Origin of the sequence: Geodermatophilus chilensis (genome assembly GCF_002802985.1) — a bacterium.
Lineage (GTDB): Bacteria > Actinomycetota > Actinomycetes > Mycobacteriales > Geodermatophilaceae > Geodermatophilus > Geodermatophilus chilensis.
The window spans coordinates 1-18011 of sequence record NZ_NVPT01000114.1 but is presented as its reverse complement, the minus strand read 5'-3'; the positions used below and the strand labels follow the sequence as shown (position 1 = coordinate 18011).

The 18011-nt window shown below is 76.4% G+C and carries 19 protein-coding genes, 2 tRNA genes and 1 pseudogene; 13 read left to right on the top strand and 9 right to left on the bottom strand.

The window, feature by feature from the left end; translation table 11 throughout:
* Positions 1 to 124: 124 nt before the first annotated feature.
* The 7 genes from CNO22_RS18205 to CNO22_RS18175 are packed head-to-tail and all read left to right on the top strand — an operon-like array spanning position 125 to position 7170.
* Positions 125 to 868 carry an HAD family hydrolase gene (locus tag CNO22_RS18205; protein WP_232807146.1) on the top strand — a complete coding sequence of 248 codons (744 nt, stop codon included), beginning with the start codon at positions 125 to 127 and terminating at the stop codon, positions 866 to 868.
* The gene (locus tag CNO22_RS18200; RefSeq protein ID WP_100500704.1) at positions 865 to 1890 is read left to right on the top strand and encodes a glycosyltransferase family 9 protein; all 1026 of its coding nucleotides are present in this window, start codon (positions 865 to 867) and stop codon (positions 1888 to 1890) included. Before CNO22_RS18205 ends, CNO22_RS18200 begins: the two co-directional genes overlap by 4 nt.
* A complete protein-coding gene (locus CNO22_RS18195; protein WP_100500701.1) occupies positions 1887 to 2867 on the top strand; it encodes a glycosyltransferase in 981 nt (326 codons plus the stop codon). The genes CNO22_RS18200 and CNO22_RS18195 overlap by 4 nt, the downstream gene beginning before the upstream one ends.
* Positions 2868 to 2925: 58 nt before the next feature.
* Positions 2926 to 4158, top strand: a complete 1233-nt coding sequence (locus CNO22_RS18190) for a glycosyltransferase (protein WP_100500700.1) — start codon at positions 2926 to 2928, stop codon at positions 4156 to 4158.
* The gene (locus CNO22_RS18185; protein ID WP_100500699.1) at positions 4155 to 4835 is read left to right on the top strand and encodes a D-sedoheptulose-7-phosphate isomerase; all 681 of its coding nucleotides are present in this window, start codon (positions 4155 to 4157) and stop codon (positions 4833 to 4835) included. Before CNO22_RS18190 ends, CNO22_RS18185 begins: the two co-directional genes overlap by 4 nt.
* Positions 4832 to 6205, top strand: coding sequence for a D-glycero-beta-D-manno-heptose 1-phosphate adenylyltransferase (rfaE2, locus tag CNO22_RS18180; RefSeq protein WP_100500698.1), 1374 nt, complete (start codon positions 4832 to 4834; stop codon positions 6203 to 6205). Before CNO22_RS18185 ends, rfaE2 begins: the two co-directional genes overlap by 4 nt.
* On the top strand, positions 6202 to 7170 hold the full coding sequence (locus CNO22_RS18175; protein ID WP_100500697.1) for a glycosyltransferase family 9 protein: 969 nt from the start codon (positions 6202 to 6204) through the stop codon (positions 7168 to 7170). The genes rfaE2 and CNO22_RS18175 overlap by 4 nt, the downstream gene beginning before the upstream one ends.
* Before the next feature lie 337 nt (positions 7171 to 7507).
* Here the strand turns inward: CNO22_RS18175 and CNO22_RS18170 are convergent, their stop codons facing one another.
* The 5 genes from CNO22_RS18170 to CNO22_RS18150 form a co-directional block, all read right to left on the bottom strand.
* Entirely contained in the window at positions 7508 to 9148 is a 1641-nt protein-coding gene (locus CNO22_RS18170; RefSeq protein ID WP_100500696.1) for a vWA domain-containing protein, read from the bottom strand.
* Between the two features lie 91 nt (positions 9149 to 9239).
* Positions 9240 to 10217 carry a UDP-glucuronic acid decarboxylase family protein gene (locus CNO22_RS18165; RefSeq protein WP_100500695.1) on the bottom strand — a complete coding sequence of 326 codons (978 nt, stop codon included), beginning with the start codon at positions 10215 to 10217 and terminating at the stop codon, positions 9240 to 9242.
* 153 nt (positions 10218 to 10370) lie between these two features.
* A complete protein-coding gene (locus CNO22_RS18160; protein WP_100500694.1) occupies positions 10371 to 10604 on the bottom strand; it encodes a DUF2630 family protein in 234 nt (77 codons plus the stop codon).
* A 36-nt stretch (positions 10605 to 10640) separates the two neighbouring features.
* On the bottom strand, positions 10641 to 11564 hold the full coding sequence (locus CNO22_RS18155; protein WP_100500693.1) for a prephenate dehydrogenase: 924 nt from the start codon (positions 11562 to 11564) through the stop codon (positions 10641 to 10643).
* A complete protein-coding gene (locus tag CNO22_RS18150) occupies positions 11561 to 12001 on the bottom strand; it encodes a PaaI family thioesterase (protein ID WP_100500692.1) in 441 nt (146 codons plus the stop codon). The genes CNO22_RS18155 and CNO22_RS18150 overlap by 4 nt, the downstream gene beginning before the upstream one ends.
* A 76-nt stretch (positions 12002 to 12077) precedes the next feature.
* Between CNO22_RS18150 and CNO22_RS18145 the strand changes: the two genes are divergently transcribed.
* From CNO22_RS18145 to CNO22_RS18125, 5 genes are all read left to right on the top strand, one after another.
* Positions 12078 to 12740 carry an O-methyltransferase gene (locus tag CNO22_RS18145; RefSeq protein WP_100500691.1) on the top strand — a complete coding sequence of 221 codons (663 nt, stop codon included), beginning with the start codon at positions 12078 to 12080 and terminating at the stop codon, positions 12738 to 12740.
* The gene (locus tag CNO22_RS18140; RefSeq protein WP_100500690.1) at positions 12737 to 13234 is read left to right on the top strand and encodes a tRNA adenosine deaminase-associated protein; all 498 of its coding nucleotides are present in this window, start codon (positions 12737 to 12739) and stop codon (positions 13232 to 13234) included. Before CNO22_RS18145 ends, CNO22_RS18140 begins: the two co-directional genes overlap by 4 nt.
* Positions 13231 to 13890 carry an HAD-IA family hydrolase gene (locus CNO22_RS18135; protein ID WP_100500689.1) on the top strand — a complete coding sequence of 220 codons (660 nt, stop codon included), beginning with the start codon at positions 13231 to 13233 and terminating at the stop codon, positions 13888 to 13890. Before CNO22_RS18140 ends, CNO22_RS18135 begins: the two co-directional genes overlap by 4 nt.
* A gap of 112 nt (positions 13891 to 14002) precedes the next feature.
* Positions 14003 to 14467, top strand: a complete 465-nt coding sequence (locus CNO22_RS18130) for a nucleoside deaminase (protein ID WP_232807145.1) — start codon at positions 14003 to 14005, stop codon at positions 14465 to 14467.
* Between the two features lie 10 nt (positions 14468 to 14477).
* Positions 14478 to 14562 (top strand) — tRNA-Ser (locus CNO22_RS18125).
* Positions 14563 to 14624: 62 nt separating this feature from the next.
* Here CNO22_RS18125 and CNO22_RS18120 read toward each other — a convergent pair.
* Positions 14625 to 16292, bottom strand: coding sequence for a serine/threonine-protein kinase (locus CNO22_RS18120; RefSeq protein ID WP_198588422.1), 1668 nt, complete (start codon positions 16290 to 16292; stop codon positions 14625 to 14627).
* Between the two features lie 40 nt (positions 16293 to 16332).
* Positions 16333 to 16680, bottom strand: a complete 348-nt coding sequence (locus CNO22_RS18115; RefSeq protein WP_100500688.1) for a hypothetical protein — start codon at positions 16678 to 16680, stop codon at positions 16333 to 16335.
* 162 nt (positions 16681 to 16842) lie between these two features.
* Between CNO22_RS18115 and CNO22_RS18110 the strand changes: the two genes are divergently transcribed.
* Positions 16843 to 16927 (top strand) — tRNA-Ser (locus tag CNO22_RS18110).
* 51 nt (positions 16928 to 16978) lie between these two features.
* Here the strand turns inward: CNO22_RS18110 and CNO22_RS29740 are convergent.
* Both CNO22_RS29740 and CNO22_RS29735 read right to left on the bottom strand, forming a co-directional pair.
* Positions 16979 to 17431 (bottom strand): DMT family transporter, encoded by a 453-nt coding sequence (locus CNO22_RS29740; protein ID WP_269799609.1) that lies wholly within the window; start codon positions 17429 to 17431, stop codon positions 16979 to 16981.
* Between the two features lie 45 nt (positions 17432 to 17476).
* Positions 17477 to 17857: pseudogene (locus CNO22_RS29735) on the bottom strand (EamA family transporter); the annotation flags it as partial.
* Positions 17858 to 18011 lie beyond the last annotated feature (154 nt).

The following is an 18011-nucleotide window of genomic DNA, read 5'->3' as shown; positions in this document are numbered from 1 at the left end:
ATCAGAGGGATATGTAGGGGGGGTTTGAATAGGAGTATGCGGGGTGCATAAGTGCGGTGTGACGTTGAAGTACACAGCATGCGGGGTGACGCCACACTGGTTGCTGTCTAGAATGTTTCGATCCGTGTATCGACGACCGGCAGGATCTAGCCCAGACGAGTCGTCCGCCGCGGCTGCGGCCTGGGCCGTCGGCACCGGTGAGTTCGCCTGGGCGCGGATCGCCCCCGGCCCGCGTGACCGCGCCGAGGTCGGCACCATGCTCGCCACCAGCGCGCTGATCCCGCCCCTGGCCACCTGGCACTTCCTGCGCGGCGTCGTGCAGCACCGCCGGGTGCGGCCGTGGCGCGGGCTGCCCGACCTGGTGCTCTTCGACCGCGACGGCACGCTCGTGCGCGACTACCCCTACAACGGCGACCCGGCGCTCGTGACGCCGGTGCCCGGTACCCGGGAGGCCGTCGACGCGCTGCGCGCCCGCGGCGTCCGCGTTGGCGTGGTCAGCAACCAGTCCGGCGTCGCCCGCGGGCTGATCACCCGCGAGCAGGTCGACGCCTGCATGGCCCGGCTCGACGAGCTGCTCGGCCCGTTCGAGACCGTGCAGGTCTGCCCGCACGGGCCGGACGACGGCTGCAGCTGCCGCAAGCCCGCGCCGGGGATGGTCAAGGCCGCCTGCGCCGAGCTCGACGTGGACCCCGCCCGGTGCGTGGTCATCGGCGACATCGGGGCCGACGTCGAGGCCGCGGCGGCCGCCGGCGCGACCGGGGTCCTGGTCCCGACGCCGGTGACGCGGCGGGCCGAGGTCGAGGCGGCGCCCCGCCGTGCCGCCACGATCACCGGGGCGGTCGAGCAGGTGCTGGCGGGTGAGTGGTGAGCGGGCGGACGGTCCTGGTCGCCCGGCTCGACTCGGTCGGCGACGTCCTGGTCCAGGGACCGCTGGTGCGGGCCGTGGCCGCCGGCGCCGACCGCGTCGTCTTCCTCGCCGGTCCGGCCGGCGCCGAGGCGGCGCGGCTGCTGCCCGGCGTCGACGAGGTCTGGACCTGGGCCTGTCCCTGGATCCTCGGCGACCCGCCGCCGGTCGGCGCGGACGACCTCGCCGCGCTCACCGAGCGGGTCCGGGCCCTGGCCCCCGACGAAGCCGTCGTCTCCACCTCCTTCCACCAGTCGCCCCTGCCCCTGGCGCTGGTGCTGCGCACCGCCGGCGTGCCGCGGATCTCCGCGATCAGCGTCGACTACCCCGGGTCGCTGCTCGACGTCCGCCACCGGGTGGACGACGACCTGCCCGAGCCGGAGCGGGCCCTGTCCCTCGCCCGCGCCGCGGGCTTCGACCTGCCGGCCGGCGACGACGGCCGGCTCGCCGTGCACCGACCCCTGCCCCCGGTCGCGCACGAACCCGGCGGCCCTGACCTGTCGCCCGGCTACACGGTCCTGCACCCCGGTGCCAGCGTCCCCGCGCGTGCCTGGCCGGCCGCGCGCTGCGCCGAGGCGGTCGAGGCCCTCGCGGACGCCGGCCACCGGGTGCTGGTCACCGGCGGCCCGGGGGAGCGCGCGCTCACCGCGGCCGTCGCCGGCACCCGCGGCACCGACCTCGGCGGTGCGCTGAGCCTGGCCGAGCTGGCCGCCGTGCTCGACGGCGCCGCCGCGGTCGTCGTCGGCAACACCGGCCCCGCGCACCTGGCCGCCGCCGTCGGGACACCAGTCGTCTCGCTGTTCTCCCCGGTCGTCCCGGCCGCGCGGTGGGCGCCCTACGGCGTCCCGACCGTGCTGCTCGGCGACCAGGACGCCCCCTGCCGGCTGACCCGGGCCCGCGAGTGCCCGGTGCCCGGCCACCCCTGTCTCGCGTCGGTGACCGCCGCCGACGTCGTCGCCGCCGTGGAGAAGGTGATCGCCGCGTGAGGGTCCTGCTCTGGCACGTACACGGCTCCTGGACGACGGCGTTCGTCCAGGGCAGCCACGAGTACCTGCTGCCGGTCACCCCCGACCGGGGTCCGGACGGGCTCGGCCGGGCGCGCACCTGGGACTGGCCGGCCGCGGCCCGCGAGGTGACCCCCGAGCAGCTGCGCGACGAGGACGTCGACGTCGTCGTCCTGCAGCGGACCCGCGACCTCGAGCTCGTGCGCGAGTGGCTCGGCCGCGAGCCCGGCCGCGACCTCCCCGCCGTCTTCCTCGAGCACAACGCGCCCGGCCTGGAGCCCGGTGACGGGCCGGTCCCGCACACCCGGCACCCGCTGGCCGACCGCGACGACATCCCGATCGCGCACGTCACGTGGTTCAACGAGCTGTTCTACGACAACGGCAGGGCGCCGACGACGGTCATCGAGCACGGCATCGTCGACCCCGGCGAGCGCTACACCGGCGAGCTGGCGCGGGCCGCCGTCGTCACCAACGAGCCGGTCCGCCGGGGCCGCACCGTCGGCGCCGACCTGCTGCCCGGCCTGGCGGCCGTCGCCCCGGTCGACGTCTTCGGCATGGGCCTGGCCGGGCTGCACGAGCGCTACGGCCTCGACCCCGACCGCGTCGCGCTGCACGACGACCCGCCCCAGGCAGAGATGCACACCGAGCTGGCCCGCCGCCGGGTCTACGTGCACCCGGTCCGGTGGACCTCCCTCGGGCTCTCCCTGCTCGAGGCGATGCACCTGGGCCTGCCGGTGGTCGCCCTGGCCACCACCGAGGTCGTGGAGGCGGTGCCGGCCGAGGCCGGCGTGCTCTCCACCCGCCCCGGCGCCCTGTGGGACGCCGTCCGCACCTACCTGCACGACGAGGACGCCGCCCGGCTGGCCGGCAAGGCGGCACGCGCCGCCGCGCTGGAGCGGTACGGGCTTCCCCGGTTCCTCTCCGACTGGGATCGACTACTCGGTGAGGTGACGCGATGAGGATCTCCGTACCCGTCCCGCTCGGCGACGTGGGGCCGACCCGCGGGGAGGTGACCCGGTGATCGCCGACCGGCTGGGCGCGTGGCCGCTCACCATCGACCTGGTCTCGGAGCACGCCAGCCCGCTCGCCGCCATCGGCGGAGTGGACGCCGGCGGGCAGAACGTGCACGTCGCCGCGCTCGCCGCCGGCCTGGCCCGCCGCGGGCACACGGTGACCGTGCACACCCGCCGGGAGGACCCCGACCAGCCCGACCGCGTGCCCACCGCCGACGGCTACGAGGTCGCGCACGTGACCGCCGGGCCGGCCGCGGTGCTGCCCAAGGACGTCCTGCTGCGGCACATGCCCGAGTTCGCCGCGGTGCTGCGCCGGGAGTGGGCGCAGCGGCCGCCGGACCTGGTGCACGCGCACTTCTGGATGAGCGGGCTGGCCGCGGTCGCCGCCGCGGGGGCGATCCCGGTCGTGCAGACCTTCCACGCCCTCGGCTCGGTCAAGCGCCGGCACCAGGGCGCCGCCGACACCTCGCCGCCGCAGCGCATCGAGCTGGAGCGCTCGCTGTGCCGGAACGTCAGCCACGTCGTCGCCACCTGCTCCGACGAGGTCTTCGAGCTGCGCCGGCTGGGCCTGGACAGCGACCGGGTGTCGGTCGTGCCCTGCGGCGTGGACACGGGCGTCTTCACCCCGCGCGGCCCGGTCGCCCCCCGAGGCGGGCGCAAGCGGCTGCTCGTCCTCGGCCGGCTGGTCGAGCGCAAGGGGCAGGAGGACGCCGTCCGCGCGCTGGCCGCCGTCCCCGACGCCGAGCTGGTCGTCGTCGGCGGCCCCCCGGCGGCGGAGCTGGACGGCGACGCCGAGGTCCGCCGGCTGCGCGCGGTGGCCGCCTCGCTGGGCGTCGCCGACCGGCTGGTGTTCACCGGCGCGGTGGCGCGGGCCGACGTCCCGGCGTGGATCCGCTCGGCCGACGTCGTGCTGGCCGTGCCCTGGTACGAGCCCTTCGGCATCACCCCGCTGGAGGCCATGGCCTGTGGGCGCCCGGTGGTGGCCACCGCGGTCGGCGGGCTGCAGGACTCCGTCGCCGACGGGGTCACCGGCGACCTGGTCCCGCCCCGCGACCCGGCCCGGCTCGGCGCGGTGCTCGCCGCGCTGCTGGCCGACGACGCCCGGCGCGCCGCCTACGGCACGGCCGGGGTGCAGCGCGCCCGCAACCGCTACCGGTGGGCCCGCGTGGTCGCCGACACCGACACCGTCTACCGGCAGGTCCTCGCCAGCCGCCGTCCCGTGGAGGTCGCCCGATGACCCCTGCCCCCCTGTCCGAGGCTCCCCACTCCGCGAGCGAGCTGGTCTCGCCGGAGACCTGCACCCACCTCACCGGCGCCGACCACGTGGCGTCGCTGACCGCCGCGCTCGGGTCGCTCGACGGCCAGCTCGACGCGCTCGACCGGTGGGGGCGCCAGATCGCCGACGTCCTGTGCGGCGAGCACCGCGGCCGGGTGCTGGCGGCGGGCAACGGCGGCAGCGCCGCGCAGGCGCAGCACCTGACCGCCGAGCTGGTCGGCCGCTACCGGGCCGACCGACCGCCGTTCTCCGCGATCTGCCTGACCGCCGAGACCTCGTCGCTGACCGCGATCGCCAACGACTACCCGGCCGACGAGCTGTTCGCCCGGCAGGTCGAGGCGCACGGGCGGGCCGGTGACGTGCTGGTGCTGCTGTCGACCTCCGGCCGCAGCCCCAACGCCGTCGCCGCCGCCCGCCGGGCGCGGGAGTGCGGCATCACCGTGCTGGCGATGACCGGCCCGGCGCCCAACCCGCTGGCCGCGGTGGCCGACGACGCGGTCTGCATCGACTCCCCGTGGACGGCGACCGTGCAGGAGTGCCACCTGGTCGCGCTGCACCTGGTGTGCGCCGCCTTCGACGCGGCGGTGCTCGCCGAGCCGGCCCGGGTGCCGGAGACCCGGCTGGGGGTCGCGCAGTGAGCGCCACGGGGCCGCTGGTCGTCGTCGGCGACGCGCTGCTCGACGTCGACCTGGTCGGGACGGCGTCGCGGCTCACCCCCGACGCGCCGGTGCCGGTCGTCGAGGACGTCGAGGCCCGTGAGCGCCCCGGCGGTGCGGCCCTGGCGGCGGTGATCGCGGCCCGGGCCACCCGCCGGGAGGTCGTGCTGGTCACCCCCATGGCCGACGACGCGGACGCCGACCGGCTGCGCGCGCTGCTGGCCGGCCGGGTGCGGCTCGTCGAGATCCCGGCCACCGGTGGGACGGCGGTGAAGCGCCGCGTGCGGGTGGGCGAACACTCGGTGGCACGCATCGACAGCGGCGCCCCGGTGGCCGGCCTGGGCGCCCTGCCCGCGGAGGCGGCCGACGTGGTCCGCCGGGCCGCCGCGGTGCTGGTCGCCGACTACGGCCGGGGGACGACGACCGACCCCGCCGTCCGGGCCGTGCTCGCCGAGGCAGGTGGGCCGATCGTCTGGGACCCGCACCCGCGCGGCGCGGACCCCGTCCCCCACGCCCGGCTGGTCACCCCCAACGGGGCCGAGGCCGCCCGCGTGGCCGCGGCCGCCGGCGTGGCCGCCGAGGGCGACGGGCTGGCCGCGGTCGGCGCGCGGGCCGAGGCGCTGATCCGGCACTGGGGCGTCGGCGCGGTCGCGGTCACCCTGGGCGCCCGTGGCGCGCTGCTCTCCTACGGCGAGGGTGCGCCGATGGTCGTGCCCGCGACGCCGGTGACCGGCGGCGACCCGTGCGGCGCCGGGGACTCCTTCGCCGCCGCCGCGGCGCTCGCGCTGGCCGACGGCGCGGTGACCGGCGAGGCGGTGGCGGCCGCCGTCGCCTCCGCCGGGGCCTTCGTCGCGCGCGGCGGGGCGTCGGCGTGGGACGTCGTCGCGCCGAACGTGGTGGCCGAGCCCGGGGCGGCCGGCGTGATCGCCCGGGTCCGCGCCGCGGGCGGGACGGTGGTCGCCACCGGCGGCTGCTTCGACCTGCTGCACCCCGGCCACGTCGCGACGCTGCGGGCCGCCCGCGGTCTGGGCGACTGCCTGGTGGTGTGCATCAACTCCGACGACTCGGTGCGCCGGCTCAAGGGCCCGTCCCGGCCGCTGGTGACCGCGGCCGACCGGGCGCGGGTGCTGGAGGCGCTGGAGTTCGTCGACGCGGTCGTGGTGTTCGACGAGGACACCCCCGCCGAGGTGATCGGCCGGCTGCGGCCGGACGTGTGGGCCAAGGGCGGGGACTACGCCGGCGCCGACCTGCCCGAGGCCGCGGTGCTGCGGCGCTGGGGTGGCCAGGCGGTCGTGCTGCCCTACCTCGACGGGCACTCCACGACGGCCCTGGTCGAGCGCTCCCGCGTGTGAGCGCCCCCTCCTCTTCCGGCGGTTTCCGCGGAAACCGCCAGCCGGTCGCGGTCGTCCTCCGGCCGCTCGGCCTGGGGGACCTGCTCACCGGCGTCCCCGCGATCCGCGCGGTGCGCGCCGCGGTGCCCGGCCACCGGCTGGTGCTCGCCACCACCGCGGCGCTCGAGCCGCTGGCCTCGTTGATCGACGCGGTCGACGAGGTGCTGCCCGCCCGCGAGCTCGAGCCGCTGGACTGGTCCGGCCCCCCGCCCGAGCTCGCCGTCGACCTGCACGGCAAGGGGCCGGCCTCGCACGTCGTCGTCGCCGACCTGCGCCCGGACCGGCTGCTCACCTTCGACAGCCCCGGCTACCCCGGGCCGACCTGGTACCCCGACGAGCACGAGGTGCGGCGCTGGTGCCGGCTCGTGTCGGAGGGGCTGGGCGTGGACGCCGACCCCGACGCCCTCGACCTCGCCGTCCCCCCGGTGCCCGCCCCGGCGCCGGCGGGGGTCGCGCTGGTGCACCCGGGGGCGGCGTTCCCGGGCCGGCGCTGGCCGGCCGACCGGTTCGCCGCCGTCGCCCGGCACCTGGCCGCCGCGGGGCTCGACGTCCGGATCACCGGCGGCCCGGCCGAGGTGCCGCTCGCCCGGGCGGTGGCCGAGGACGCCGGGCTCGGGGAGGGCGCCGTGCTCGCCGGGCGGACGACGACCCTCGAGCTGGCCGCGGTGGTGGCCGGCGCGCGGGTCGTGGTCAGCGGCGACACCGGCATGGCGCACCTGGCGACCGCGTACCGCCGTCCGTCGGTGGTGCTGTTCGGGCCGGTGTCGCCGGCGCTGTGGGGGCCGCCGCCGCGGCCGCGGCACGTCGTCCTCTGGCACGGCAACGGCACCGGCGACCCGTGGGGCACCGAGCTCGACCCGGCGCTGGGGCGGATCACCGTCGACGAGGTCACCGCGGCGCTCGACGACCTGCTGGCCCGCACCTGACCTGCCCCCGTCGAACCTCTGCCCTTGCCCCGCATGGTGGGCAGCGGGAGAACGTCCAGGGGTGGTGTCCCGGCAGCGCTCGACGGTCCGTTCGCCGCACCTGACCCGTCCCTGCCGAACCTCTCCCCCTGCCTACAGAGCGAAGCAAGGGGAGAGGTTGACGGGTGGCATGTCCTCGGGTCGGCGCACGGGCTCAGCGGCGGCCGGGACGGCACCTGGCCGCGGTGGTCGGGAGGAGTGGGCCCGGAGGGTCCCCGACGAGCGGCCGGGTGGGCTCAGCGGCGGCCGGGGACGGCACCTGGCCGCGGTGCGGTCCGGAGGACCGCGATGTCCGAGCTCAGCGCTGGCGCAGTGCGTCGAACAGGACGGTCTGCAGGTCGGTCGGGTCGACCGCCGAGTACGCCGCACCGCCGGTCGCGTCGGCGATCTGCTCGAGCGCACCGAGGTCGGCGTCGGGGCCGAGCGCGACACCGATGACCTTGAGCGGCTGCTCGGGGTCGGCCTCCTCGCGCAGCGTGTCCAGCAGGGACTCCAGCGAGATGCCGTCGTCCTCGTTGGTGCCGTCGGTGACCACCAGCACGCTGTTCACGGCGGTGGGGTCGTAGTCCGAGCGCGCCGCCCGGACCGCGTCGAGCGTGGTGTCGTACAGGCCGGTGCCGCCGGGGCTCAGCCGGTCGGGGATGGTGTCGAGCTCCTCGTCGAGCAGGTCGCGCTGGACGGTGCCGCCGGCCTCCGTCTCGAGCGTCCGCGTGGGCACCGCCTCGGTCCAGTCCCGGTCCCCCTCCAGCTCGCTGGCGAAGAACCACAGACCGAGGGCGAAGTTGCCCGGCACCAGCGTGAGCGTGCTCTTCGCGGCGTCGCGCGCGAGCGTGGCGCGGGTGCCGTCGCCGGCCGGGGCCCGCATGGAGGTGGAGACGTCGAAAACGGTGAGGATGCGCGACGGCGCGGCCAGCTCCGACAGCTGGGCGAGCAGCGCCTGCACCTGGCCGGGGTCGAGCTGCAGCGCCTGCGGGGCCGCCTCCCGGATGCCCGCCGCCTCGGCGCCGGCCGGCGCGGTGCCGTCGGTGCCGCGGAAACCGGCCTCCAGGGCGGCGGTGCGCGCGGCGTCCGAGGTCAGCGCCCGCACGGCGGCGTCCACCGCGGCGGCGTCCGTGGCCGAGGCGGTGCCCACCCGGATCAGCGGGTAGTCCAACCCCGGCGAGCCCTCCTCCGGGTAGACGGCGACCAGTTGCGGGCCCTCGGTGTCGGCGTTGACCGCCCACACCTCCTGCTCGCTGACCGGGACCAGCGGCGCGTCGGATACGCCCTCGCTGCCGGCGCTCAGCGCGTCGGCCGGCGAGACCGACGGGCCGCGCTCGGCGGCGAGCACCGTCTGCACCACGGCGTTGTCGGCCTCCTCACCGCCGCCCAGCGCGGTGCGGACGGCGCCCAGCGTGGCCAGGGCCTCGGCACTGGTCGCCAGGTCGGGGACGGCGATGCCCTGCTCGCTGGACAGGGCCGCGGCCCAGCCCGGTGCCTGGTCTTCCCAGCCCAGCGCGTCGACCGCGGCCCGGCTGGTGGCCAGCACCACGGGGGAGGAGGCGACCGAGCCGACGGTCTCCAGCGCGGCGTCGCCGGCACGGGCCGCCCACAGCGAGGAGTCGGGCACCCACAGGTGCGGCAGGTCCCCGGCGTCCAGTGCGGCGAGGTCGCCGACGGTCTGCACGGGCTGCTGGGCGGTCACCTGGGCCGACGCGCAGTCCTCGGGGCGCAGTCCCTCGGCGTCGCCGAGCACCTGCTCGGCGACGGGTGCGAGCTCGGGTGCCACCGCGACCCGCACCACCGCGGGGTCCTCGCAGTCGCCGTCCCTGGCGCCGACGACCCACCAGGTGATGCCACCGGCCAGCAGCACCACCGCGGCCACGGCCAGGGCGATGAGCACCTGGGGCGCGACCGGCGCCGACCGGCGCGCGGCTGGGGTGGCGGCGTGGCGGCCCATCGTGCAGCTCCCCCGTCCAGGTGGTCAGCGTCCCCGGCGACCCCCGCGACCGCCCACTACACAGTAGATGCGTTCGCTGACCCGCTGTGGATCACCCGGCGCGGACGTCGACGGCCTGCAGCTGCTCGGCGAACCAGGCCACCGTGCGCCGCAACCCCTCCTCCGAGGGCACCGTCGGCCGCCAGCCCAGCAGCTGCTCGGCCCGGGTGGTGTCGGGACGGCGTACCTTGGGGTCGTCCACCGGGAGGTCGATGAAGGAGATCTCCGACGACGAGCCGGTGAGCTCCACGATCCACTCGGCCAGGCGCAGCATCGACAGCTCGTCAGGGTTGCCGATGTTGACCGGGCCCGGCTCGGCGGAGAAGGCCATCGCGAGGATGCCGCGCACGGTGTCGTCCACGTAGCAGATCGACCGGGTCTGCGAGCCGTCGCCGGCGACGGTCAGCGGGCGGCCGGAGAGCGCCTGCCCGACGAAGGCGGGGATGGCGCGGCCGTCGTCCGGGCGCATCCGCGGCCCGTAGGTGTTGAAGATCCGCACGATGCCGGTGTCGGTGCCCTTCGACGTCCGGTAGGCCGTCGTCAGCGCCTCGCTGAAGCGCTTGGCCTCGTCGTACACGCCGCGCGGGCCGATCGGGTTGACGTTGCCCCAGTACTCCTCGCTCTGCGGGTGCACCAGCGGGTCGCCGTAGACCTCGGAGGTGGAGGCCAGCACGTAGCGGGCGCCCTTCTCGTGCGCCAGGCCGAGGGTGTGCAGCGTGCCGAGGCTGCCGACCTTGAGCGTCTCGATCGGCATCTTCAGGTAGTCCAGCGGACTGGCCGGCGAGGCGAAGTGCAGCACCAGGTCGACCTCGCCGGGCACGTGCACGAAGTCGGTGACGTCGCAGCGGACCAGCCGGAAGCCCGGGTGCTCCATCAGGTGGACGACGTTCTGCGGGGAGCCGGTGAGGAAGTTGTCGAGGCAGACGACCTCGACGCCCCGCTCCAGCAGGTGTTCGCAGAGGTGCGAGCCCAGGAAACCGGCACCGCCGGTCACCACCGCCCGCCGGATCGTCCGTGCCGCGCGCACCATGCCTGCTCCCTCCGCACCGGACGCGCGACCGTGCGCGCCGGCACGGCTCCTACCCGGAGATCACGACCGCACACACTTCGGCGTCTAAGTGTTCCGGCCCCATCCAGGGCTCACCGCGAGCTTGCGAGCGGTGAGGAGGACGGGGTCCTTCTCCTACTGCAGGTAGCCCTCGACCTGCTGCTCCGGGCGGGGGCGGGCCTCGTCGGGGTCCTCCCCGTACTGGTGCTTGGCGTCCCGCTGGCGCAGCAGGTCCCAGAGCTGGTCGCGGTCCTCCTCGATCTGCCGGAGCCGGGCGCGCTGCTCGTCGGTGTGCTCACCGCTGTCCCGCAGTCGGCGCTCCTCCTCGACCAGCGCCTCGATGCGGCCGCGGATCTCGCTGTCGTCCATGGACGCTCCCTGCCCGGCGCCGCACGGGCGAAACGGTCAGCCCCCGACGTCCGGCACGTAGCCCTCGACGAACGCCGCCAGCCGCCGGGTGACCGCCCCGCCGGCCCGGCCCAGCGACAGCAGCGCGGCCCGCTCCAGCGGCACCCGCACCGGACGCCGTCCCGACGGGCCGCCCGCGCGCACCGCGTGCCCGGCGGCCACCAGCTCCGGCCACGGGCGCGCCAGCTGCTCGAGCACCCGGGCCAGCGCGGCCGCCGTCGGGCCGGCGTTGCCCTGGACCATCGCGGTGACGAAGGCCGGGTCGCTGCCGATCACCCGGGTGCCGTCGCGGAAGCTGCCGGCGGCCAGGGCCAGCGCCAGCGGGCCGGCCTCGCCGGCGGCGGCGGCCAGGGCCGCCGCCAGCAGGTGCGGCACGTGGCTGACCGCGGCCACGGCGTCGTCGTGCTCGGCCGCCGTCGCCGGCACCACCTCGGCGCCGACGGCCAGCGCCACCTCGGCCACCCGGAGCCAGCGCGGCAGCTCGGTGCCCGGCTCCAGGCACACCGCCCAGCGGGCGCCGGTGAACAGGCCCGGGTCGGTCGCCTCGTGCCCGGAGCGCTCGGTGCCGCACATCGGGTGCCCGCCGACGTAGCGCCCGTCCAGCGCCGGCCCCAGCTCGGCGAGCACCGGCGCCTTGACCGACCCGAGGTCGGTGACGGTGGCGTCCGGGTCGACGTCGAGCCCCTCCAGCGCCCCGGCCATCGCCGGCAGCGGGACGGCGAGGACGACGACGCCGCTCAGCTCGCGGGCGATCCGCACCCCCCGCGCGGCCGCGGCCTCCCGGGCGGCGGGGTCGACGTCCCAGCCGGTCACCTCCCGACCGGCCGCGACGAGGGCCGCGGCCAGCGACCCGCCCAGCTGGCCCAGCCCGACGACGCCGACCGGGGGAGCGGGCATCGTCGGCACGGGGAAGGCGGTCACCGGTCCTCCCAGGCGCTCTCGGTGCGGAACACCCGGGCCAGCGCGGTCGCCACCAGCCGGCCGTCCTGGGCGCGGGCCTCGATGCGGTAGACCGCGGTGCGGCGGCTGCGGTGCACCTCGGTGCCCTCGGCGACCAGCCGGTCGCCCGGCCGGCCGGGGGCGAGGAACTCGGTGTGCACGTCCTGGGCCACCGCCACCGTGCCGTGGCTGTTGCTGACCGCCGCGTGGACGACGTCGAGCAGGGCCATCGTCGCGCCGCCGTGCGCGGTGCCGACCGCGTTGAGCAGCTGCGGGCCCACCGTCATCGCCGCGCGGGCGTACCCGGGCCGGACCTGCTCCAGCTCGATGCCCAGCAGGTCGGCCAGTGGGTCCGCGGCCAGCTGGGAGAACAGCGCGGGGGCGACGTCGGCTCCGTCGTCCGGGGCGGGATCGGCCATGATCAGAGGCTATGCCGCACCCGCTCCTCCGGTCCTCGCGCGCCGGGGCCTCCGCGTCGACCCGCCTCCCCCTGCCATGACCCCCCGCTCGTTCCTCCTCACCGCGGAACTCGGCGACTACGTCCGGGCCAACTCCGAGCCGCCGGACGACGTCGCCGCCGACCTGCTCGCCGAGACCGCGGAGCTTGCCGACCGCGGCGACGTCCCGTCGACCTTCCAGATCGCGCCCGAGCAGGGCACCTTCATGCAGCTGCTCACCCGCGCCCTCGGCGTCCGCCGGGCGATCGAGATCGGCACCTTCACCGGCTACTCCGCGCTGTGCGTGGCCCGCGGGCTGCCCGACGACGGCTCGCTGCTCTGCCTGGACACCAGCGAGGAGTGGACGGCGGTGGCGCGCAGGTACTGGGACCGCGCGGGGCTGGCCGACCAGATCGAGCTGCGGCTGGGCGACGCGCACGAGTCGCTGCGCGCGCTGCCGGCCGAGCCGACCTTCGACCTGGCCTTCGTCGATGCCGACAAGGCCGGCTACGCCGACTACGTCGACCAGCTGCACCCGCGGATGACCGACGGCGCCGTCGTGCTGCTGGACAACACCCTGCGCAGCGGCCGCGTGCTCGACCCGCAGAGCGACGACGACCGGGCGCTCGTCGAGCTCAACGCCGCGCTCGCCACCGACCCCCGCTGGGAGACGGTGCTGCTGCCGCTGGCCGACGGCCTGACGATGCTGCGGCGCCGATGAGCGCACCGGAGACGCCGGCCAGCTGGGCGGTGCGGGTGAGCCGGCCGGGTGGGGGCTGGCGGGTGGAGCTGCTCGCAGCGGACGCCGGGGACGAGCTGCCGGCGCTGGAGCGGGCGCTGGGCGACCCGGGCGCCGAGGACTGGCCGGGCCCGTTCGTCGTGGTCGTCGACTCGCGGCTGTACTTCGTCGTCCTCCGGCACGGGCCCGGCGGGCTGGTGCGGGCGCTGATCTCCGACGCGACCATGCAGGAGTGGCTGCTCGCCGCCGAGGTCGTGGAGCGCTACGGCATCGCGGTCGACGCCGAGGGCGCCTTCGACGACGACGAGACCGGCTGGCCCGGCGGGGACCTCGACGTCTTCGCCGACGACGGGCTGCCGGCCCACCAGCTGCGGCCGATCGTCACCGCCGACGACCTGTGGGCCGACGAGATGGTCGCCGCGATCGCCGCCCGGCTGGGCTTCGCCGACGAGCTGGCCGCGGCGGTCAACCCGTGAGCGCCGTGGCCACCGCCGTCGTCTTCGACCTCGGCGGGGTGATCACCGACAGCCCGATGACCGCCTTCGCCGCCTACGAGGCCGAGGCCGGACTGCCCCCGGGCCTCATCGTGCGGCTCAACAGCACCGACCCCGACACCAATGCCTGGGCCCGGTACGAGCGCAACGAGCTCGACGCCGCCGGGTTCACCGACGCCTTCGAGGCCGAGGCCCTGGCCGCGGGGCACCGGCTGGACGCCCGGCGGGTGCTGGCCGCGCTGGCCGGCGAGGTGCGCCCGCAGATGGTCGCGGCGGTGCGGCGGCTGCGGGCGGGCGGCCTGCCGCTCGCGCTGCTGTCGAACAACGTGGCGCCGATGGAGCGCACCGGCCGGCTGGGGGAGCTGCTGGAGCTGTTCGACGCGGTGGTGGAGTCGTCGGTGGAGGGCGTGCGCAAGCCCGAGCCGGAGATCTACCGCCGCGCGCTGACCCGGCTGTCCGAGGCCGTCGGCCGGGAGGTGGCCACCTCCGACTGCGCCTACCTCGACGACCTGGGCATCAACCTCAAGCCGGCCCGGGCGATGGGCATGCACACCGTCAAGGTGGTCGACCCCGACGCGGCGCTGTCCGAGCTGTCGGCGCTGGTCGGCATCGACCTGCGGGAAGACGCGGCCCGGTGAGTGCGCGCCCGGCCGCCGCGCGGCACCCCTCGCCTCTTGGGTGCTCTGCCCCTGCCCACCATGCGGGGCAGGGGCGGAGCTTCACGGGGGAGAGCACCGCAGGAGGCGCCCGGTGACCCCGGACGTCGACGCCGCGATGGGCCGCGCGCTCGAGCTGGCCGCGGCCGCCGTCGAGTGGGGCGACACGCCGATCGGCGCCGTCGTCCTCGGGCCGGACGGCACCGTGCTCGCCGAGGCCGCCAACGAGCGGGAGAAGCAGGGCGACCCGACCGCGCACGCCGAGGTGCTGGCCCTGCGCGCCGCCGCGCGGGTGCACGGCGACGGCTGGCGCCTGACCGGGACGACGCTCGTGGTCACCCTCGAGCCCTGCACCATGTGCGCCGGCGCCAGCGTGCTGGCCCGCGTCGACCGGGTCGTCTACGGCGCCGACGACCCCAAGGCCGGTGCCGCCGGGTCGCTCTGGGACGTCGTCCGCGACCGCCGGCTCAACCACCGGCCGCAGGTCACCGGCGGGGTCCGGGCCGAGGAGTCCGCCGCGCTCCTACGCGCGTTCTTCCACCGTCAGCGGGGCCTGTAGTCTGTTCGACGGTGGCGTGTCCGAGCGGCCGAAGGAGCACGCCTCGAAAGCGTGTGAGGTGCAAGCCTCCGTGGGTTCAAATCCCACCGCCACCGCCGGCACGGAGCCGCCCCGGGAGACCTCCCGCGGGCGGCTCCATCGTCTCTGCGCCGTGGGGTCAGTCGACGAGGTCGAGGTCGACCAGCCAGGTCCCGTCGTCGTCCTGCAGGAGACGGACCTGGTGCCGCTCGGTCTGCTCGCTGCCGTCGTCGCCGGTGAACTCGACCTCGGTCGTGGCGGTGATGACGCCGTCCTCGGGTTGCTGCACGCCGCGGACCTCCTGCAGCTGCACCTCTGACCACGGCTCCCAGAAGTCGCGGTAGTAGCTGCGGCTGGCCTGCGACCGCAGGAAGGGGCCGGTCATCGCGTAGGCGGCGTCCGGGTCGTCGGGCAGCAGGCCGTAGTACCGGTCCAGGGTGTCCTCGACGACCTCTTCCGGGCCGTCGGACGACGGCTCGCTCGTCGGCGCCGGCTCGGTGGCCGACGGCGTCGGCTCGGCGTCCGGGGTGTCCGGCGTGGCGGTCTGCTCGGGCTGCGCCGGGCTCTCCTCCGCCGGGGGGTCGGTGTCGTCGGCGGGCGCGGACGACGGGGCGGGGGCGTCCGCGCCGGTCCCGTCGCTGCCGCGGGTGGCGAGCCACAGCGCGCCGCCGCCGACCAGCAAGACGGCGAGCAGCAGCAGCGCGGCCAGCACCGGCCCGCGCCGCCGGCGCCGCCGTGTCGGCGCGTCCGGGTGCGGGCCGTCCGCCGCGGCGGGTGCTGCCGGCGGAGGCGGGGTGAGCGGCCCGGCGGGCAGGTCCTGGACGGCGGTCCTGGGGTCGCGGGTGGCGGCCGCGGCGGCAGCGCCCGCGCCGACGGCCGGCAGCGCCCCGGTCCTCAGCTCCTCCGTCCGCTCCCGGTTCGCCGTGGACCGCAGCCTCGTGCGCGCCAGCAGCACGGTGGTCGGGTCGCCGTCCCGGCCGGCCGCCAGCCGCGCGAGCTCGTCGCGGACCTCCGTCGTCGTCGGCCGGTCCGCCGGGTCGGTGGCCAGCATCCGGGTGAGCGCGCCGGTCATCGAGCCGGCGCGGCGCGGTGGGACGACCTCGCCGCTCGCGACGCGGTGCAGCAACCGCAGGGCGTTGTCGTCCATCCCGAACGGCGGGTGGCCCTCCAGGCAGGTGTAGAGGGTCGCGCCGAGCGAGAAGACGTCGCTCTCCGGCGTCACCTCGCCGCCGCGGGCGACCTCAGGGGCGAGGAAGGCCGGGGTGCCGGTGATCTGGCCGGTCTGGGTGAGCGTGACGTCGTCGGCGGCGTGCGAGATGCCGAAGTCGGTGATCTTGACCAGGCCCTCGACCCGCGGCCCGCGCCCGATGAGGACGTTGGCGGGCTTCACGTCGCGGTGCACGATGCCGGCGGCGTGCGTGGCGGCCAGGGCGTCGGCCACCTGGGCACCGATCTGCGCCACCTGGTCGACCGGCAGGACGCCGTCCTCGTGCAGCACCTCGGCCAGGCTCCGGGAGGGCAGGTACTCCATCACCAGCCACGGCGCGCCGTCCTCGAGGGCGACGTCGTAGACGGCGACGGCGTGCGGGTGGGACAGCCGTGCGGCGATCCGGCCCTCGCGCAGCGCCCGCTGGCGCTGCTGGGCGATGACGGTCTCGTCGGCGGTCGGGGGCGGGAGCACCTGCTTGACCGCGACCTGGCGCCCGAGCAGCTCGTCGGAGGCCAGCCAGATGGCGCCCATGCCGCCACCGCCGATGCGCTCGAGCAGGCGGTAGCGCCCGGCCACGACGTGACCGGGTCCGCTCACCGCGCGTCCCCCCTGTTCGCCGCCCGCACCGGGACCGCGGTCAGACGCCCGTCGGGACGCCGTACCGGCGGGCGTACTCCTCCTGGGCACCCGCGGGCAGGACGTCGTAGAGCTCGCCGAGCTCCTCGACCACGTCGGAGGACAGGTCGTCGAAGAGGCGCTGCCAGGTGGGCGGCTCGTCGTAGCTGCGGGTCAGCAGCAGCTCCCAGGCGCGCGTCTGCCGGTCCCGCTTGCTGCGCTCGGCGACGAACTCCGACAGGTACCGGTCCTTGGCGGCGTCCTTCTCCTCCTTGGTCGCCGAGGTCGGCAGCTCGGACGGGTCGGCACCCTTGAGGACCGCGACGATCGCCTCCACGACGTCGGGCCGGAGCCGGTCGGTCTCGTTCATCGGGGGTGCTCTCCTGTCGTCGGCGCGCCGGGGAATCGACGTCCGGTGCAGCGTGCCCCACCCGGCGGAGCCGTAACCACCCCTGTGGCCCACGCGGCAGGCGTCACGCGGGGTGCCGCGGGCGACCCTCCGGGCGCGACCGGTACCCTGGCGGGCGCAGTTGGAGGATTCGCCTAGTGGCCTATGGCGCTCGCTTGGAAAGCGGGTTGGGGGCAACCCCTCGGGAGTTCGAATCTCCCATCCTCCGCCGGGACGGCCGGGCCCCTCGGGGCCCGGCCGCCGTCGTCTCCGGGCGGGTTCAGCCGTGCGGCTCCGCCACGGCCTCGCGCTCGGCCACCGCCGGACGCCGCAGGTAGAGCCCGGCCACGGCCGCCAGCACCAGCACCCCGCCGGCCAGCGCCCCGAGCGGCAGCCGCTCGCCGAGGAAGGCCGTGGCCAGCACCGTCGCCGTCACCGGCTCCAGCAGCGTCACGATGCCGGCGACCGCGCCGGGCACCGTCTGCAGCCCCCGGAAGAACAGCGCGTAGGCCGCGGCGCTCGGCACCGCCCCCAGGTACAGCAGCGTCGCCAGCCCCACGGGGTCGGCGGTGAGGTCCAGACCCGCGGCCAGGGCGACCGGCGTCAGCAGCAGCGCACCGCCCACGAAGCCGACGACGGTCACCGGGACGCCGGCCGGGAGGTCCCCACCGGCCAGCGTGACGACGGCGTACCCCAGGGCCGAGCCGCACGCGAGAAGCGCGCCCAGCAGCACCGCCGTCCCGGCCGAGGCGCCGGCGGTCAGCCCGACGAGCAGCACGAGGCCGACGAGCGCCACGGCCAGGGCGGTGAAGGTGGCGCGGTCGGGCCGTCCCGCACCCAGCGCCGTCCCCCCGAGCGCGATGAGCAGCGGCGCCAGGCCCAGCGCGACCAGCGTGGCGATGCTCACCCCGGCCGTGGCCACGGCGGCGAAGTAGGCCAGCTGGTAGGCCGCCAGCCCGGCGGCCACCAGGGCCAGGCGGACGGCGAGCGGTCGGGTCAGGGGGACGGCGGCCGACTCCTGGCGACGCCGGGTGAGCAGGTACCCGGCGAGCAGGACGACGGCGCCGACGGCCATCCGGTGCCAGGCGATGTCCAGCGGGTCGAGGTCGGTGCGGTCGGCCACGATGCGGCCGCTGACGCCCGAGGTGCCCCAGAAGAGGGCGGCGAGGACCTGTCTCTTATACTCCTCTCACGCTGCCCTCGCCTCCTTCCCTTTATTTCTCGCTTCTCTCCGGTTTCTCTTTTCTCCTTTCTATCTCTCTCTCTTTGTCCTCTTTTTCTTATCACTTTTCTCCTTCACTTATTTTCTTTAT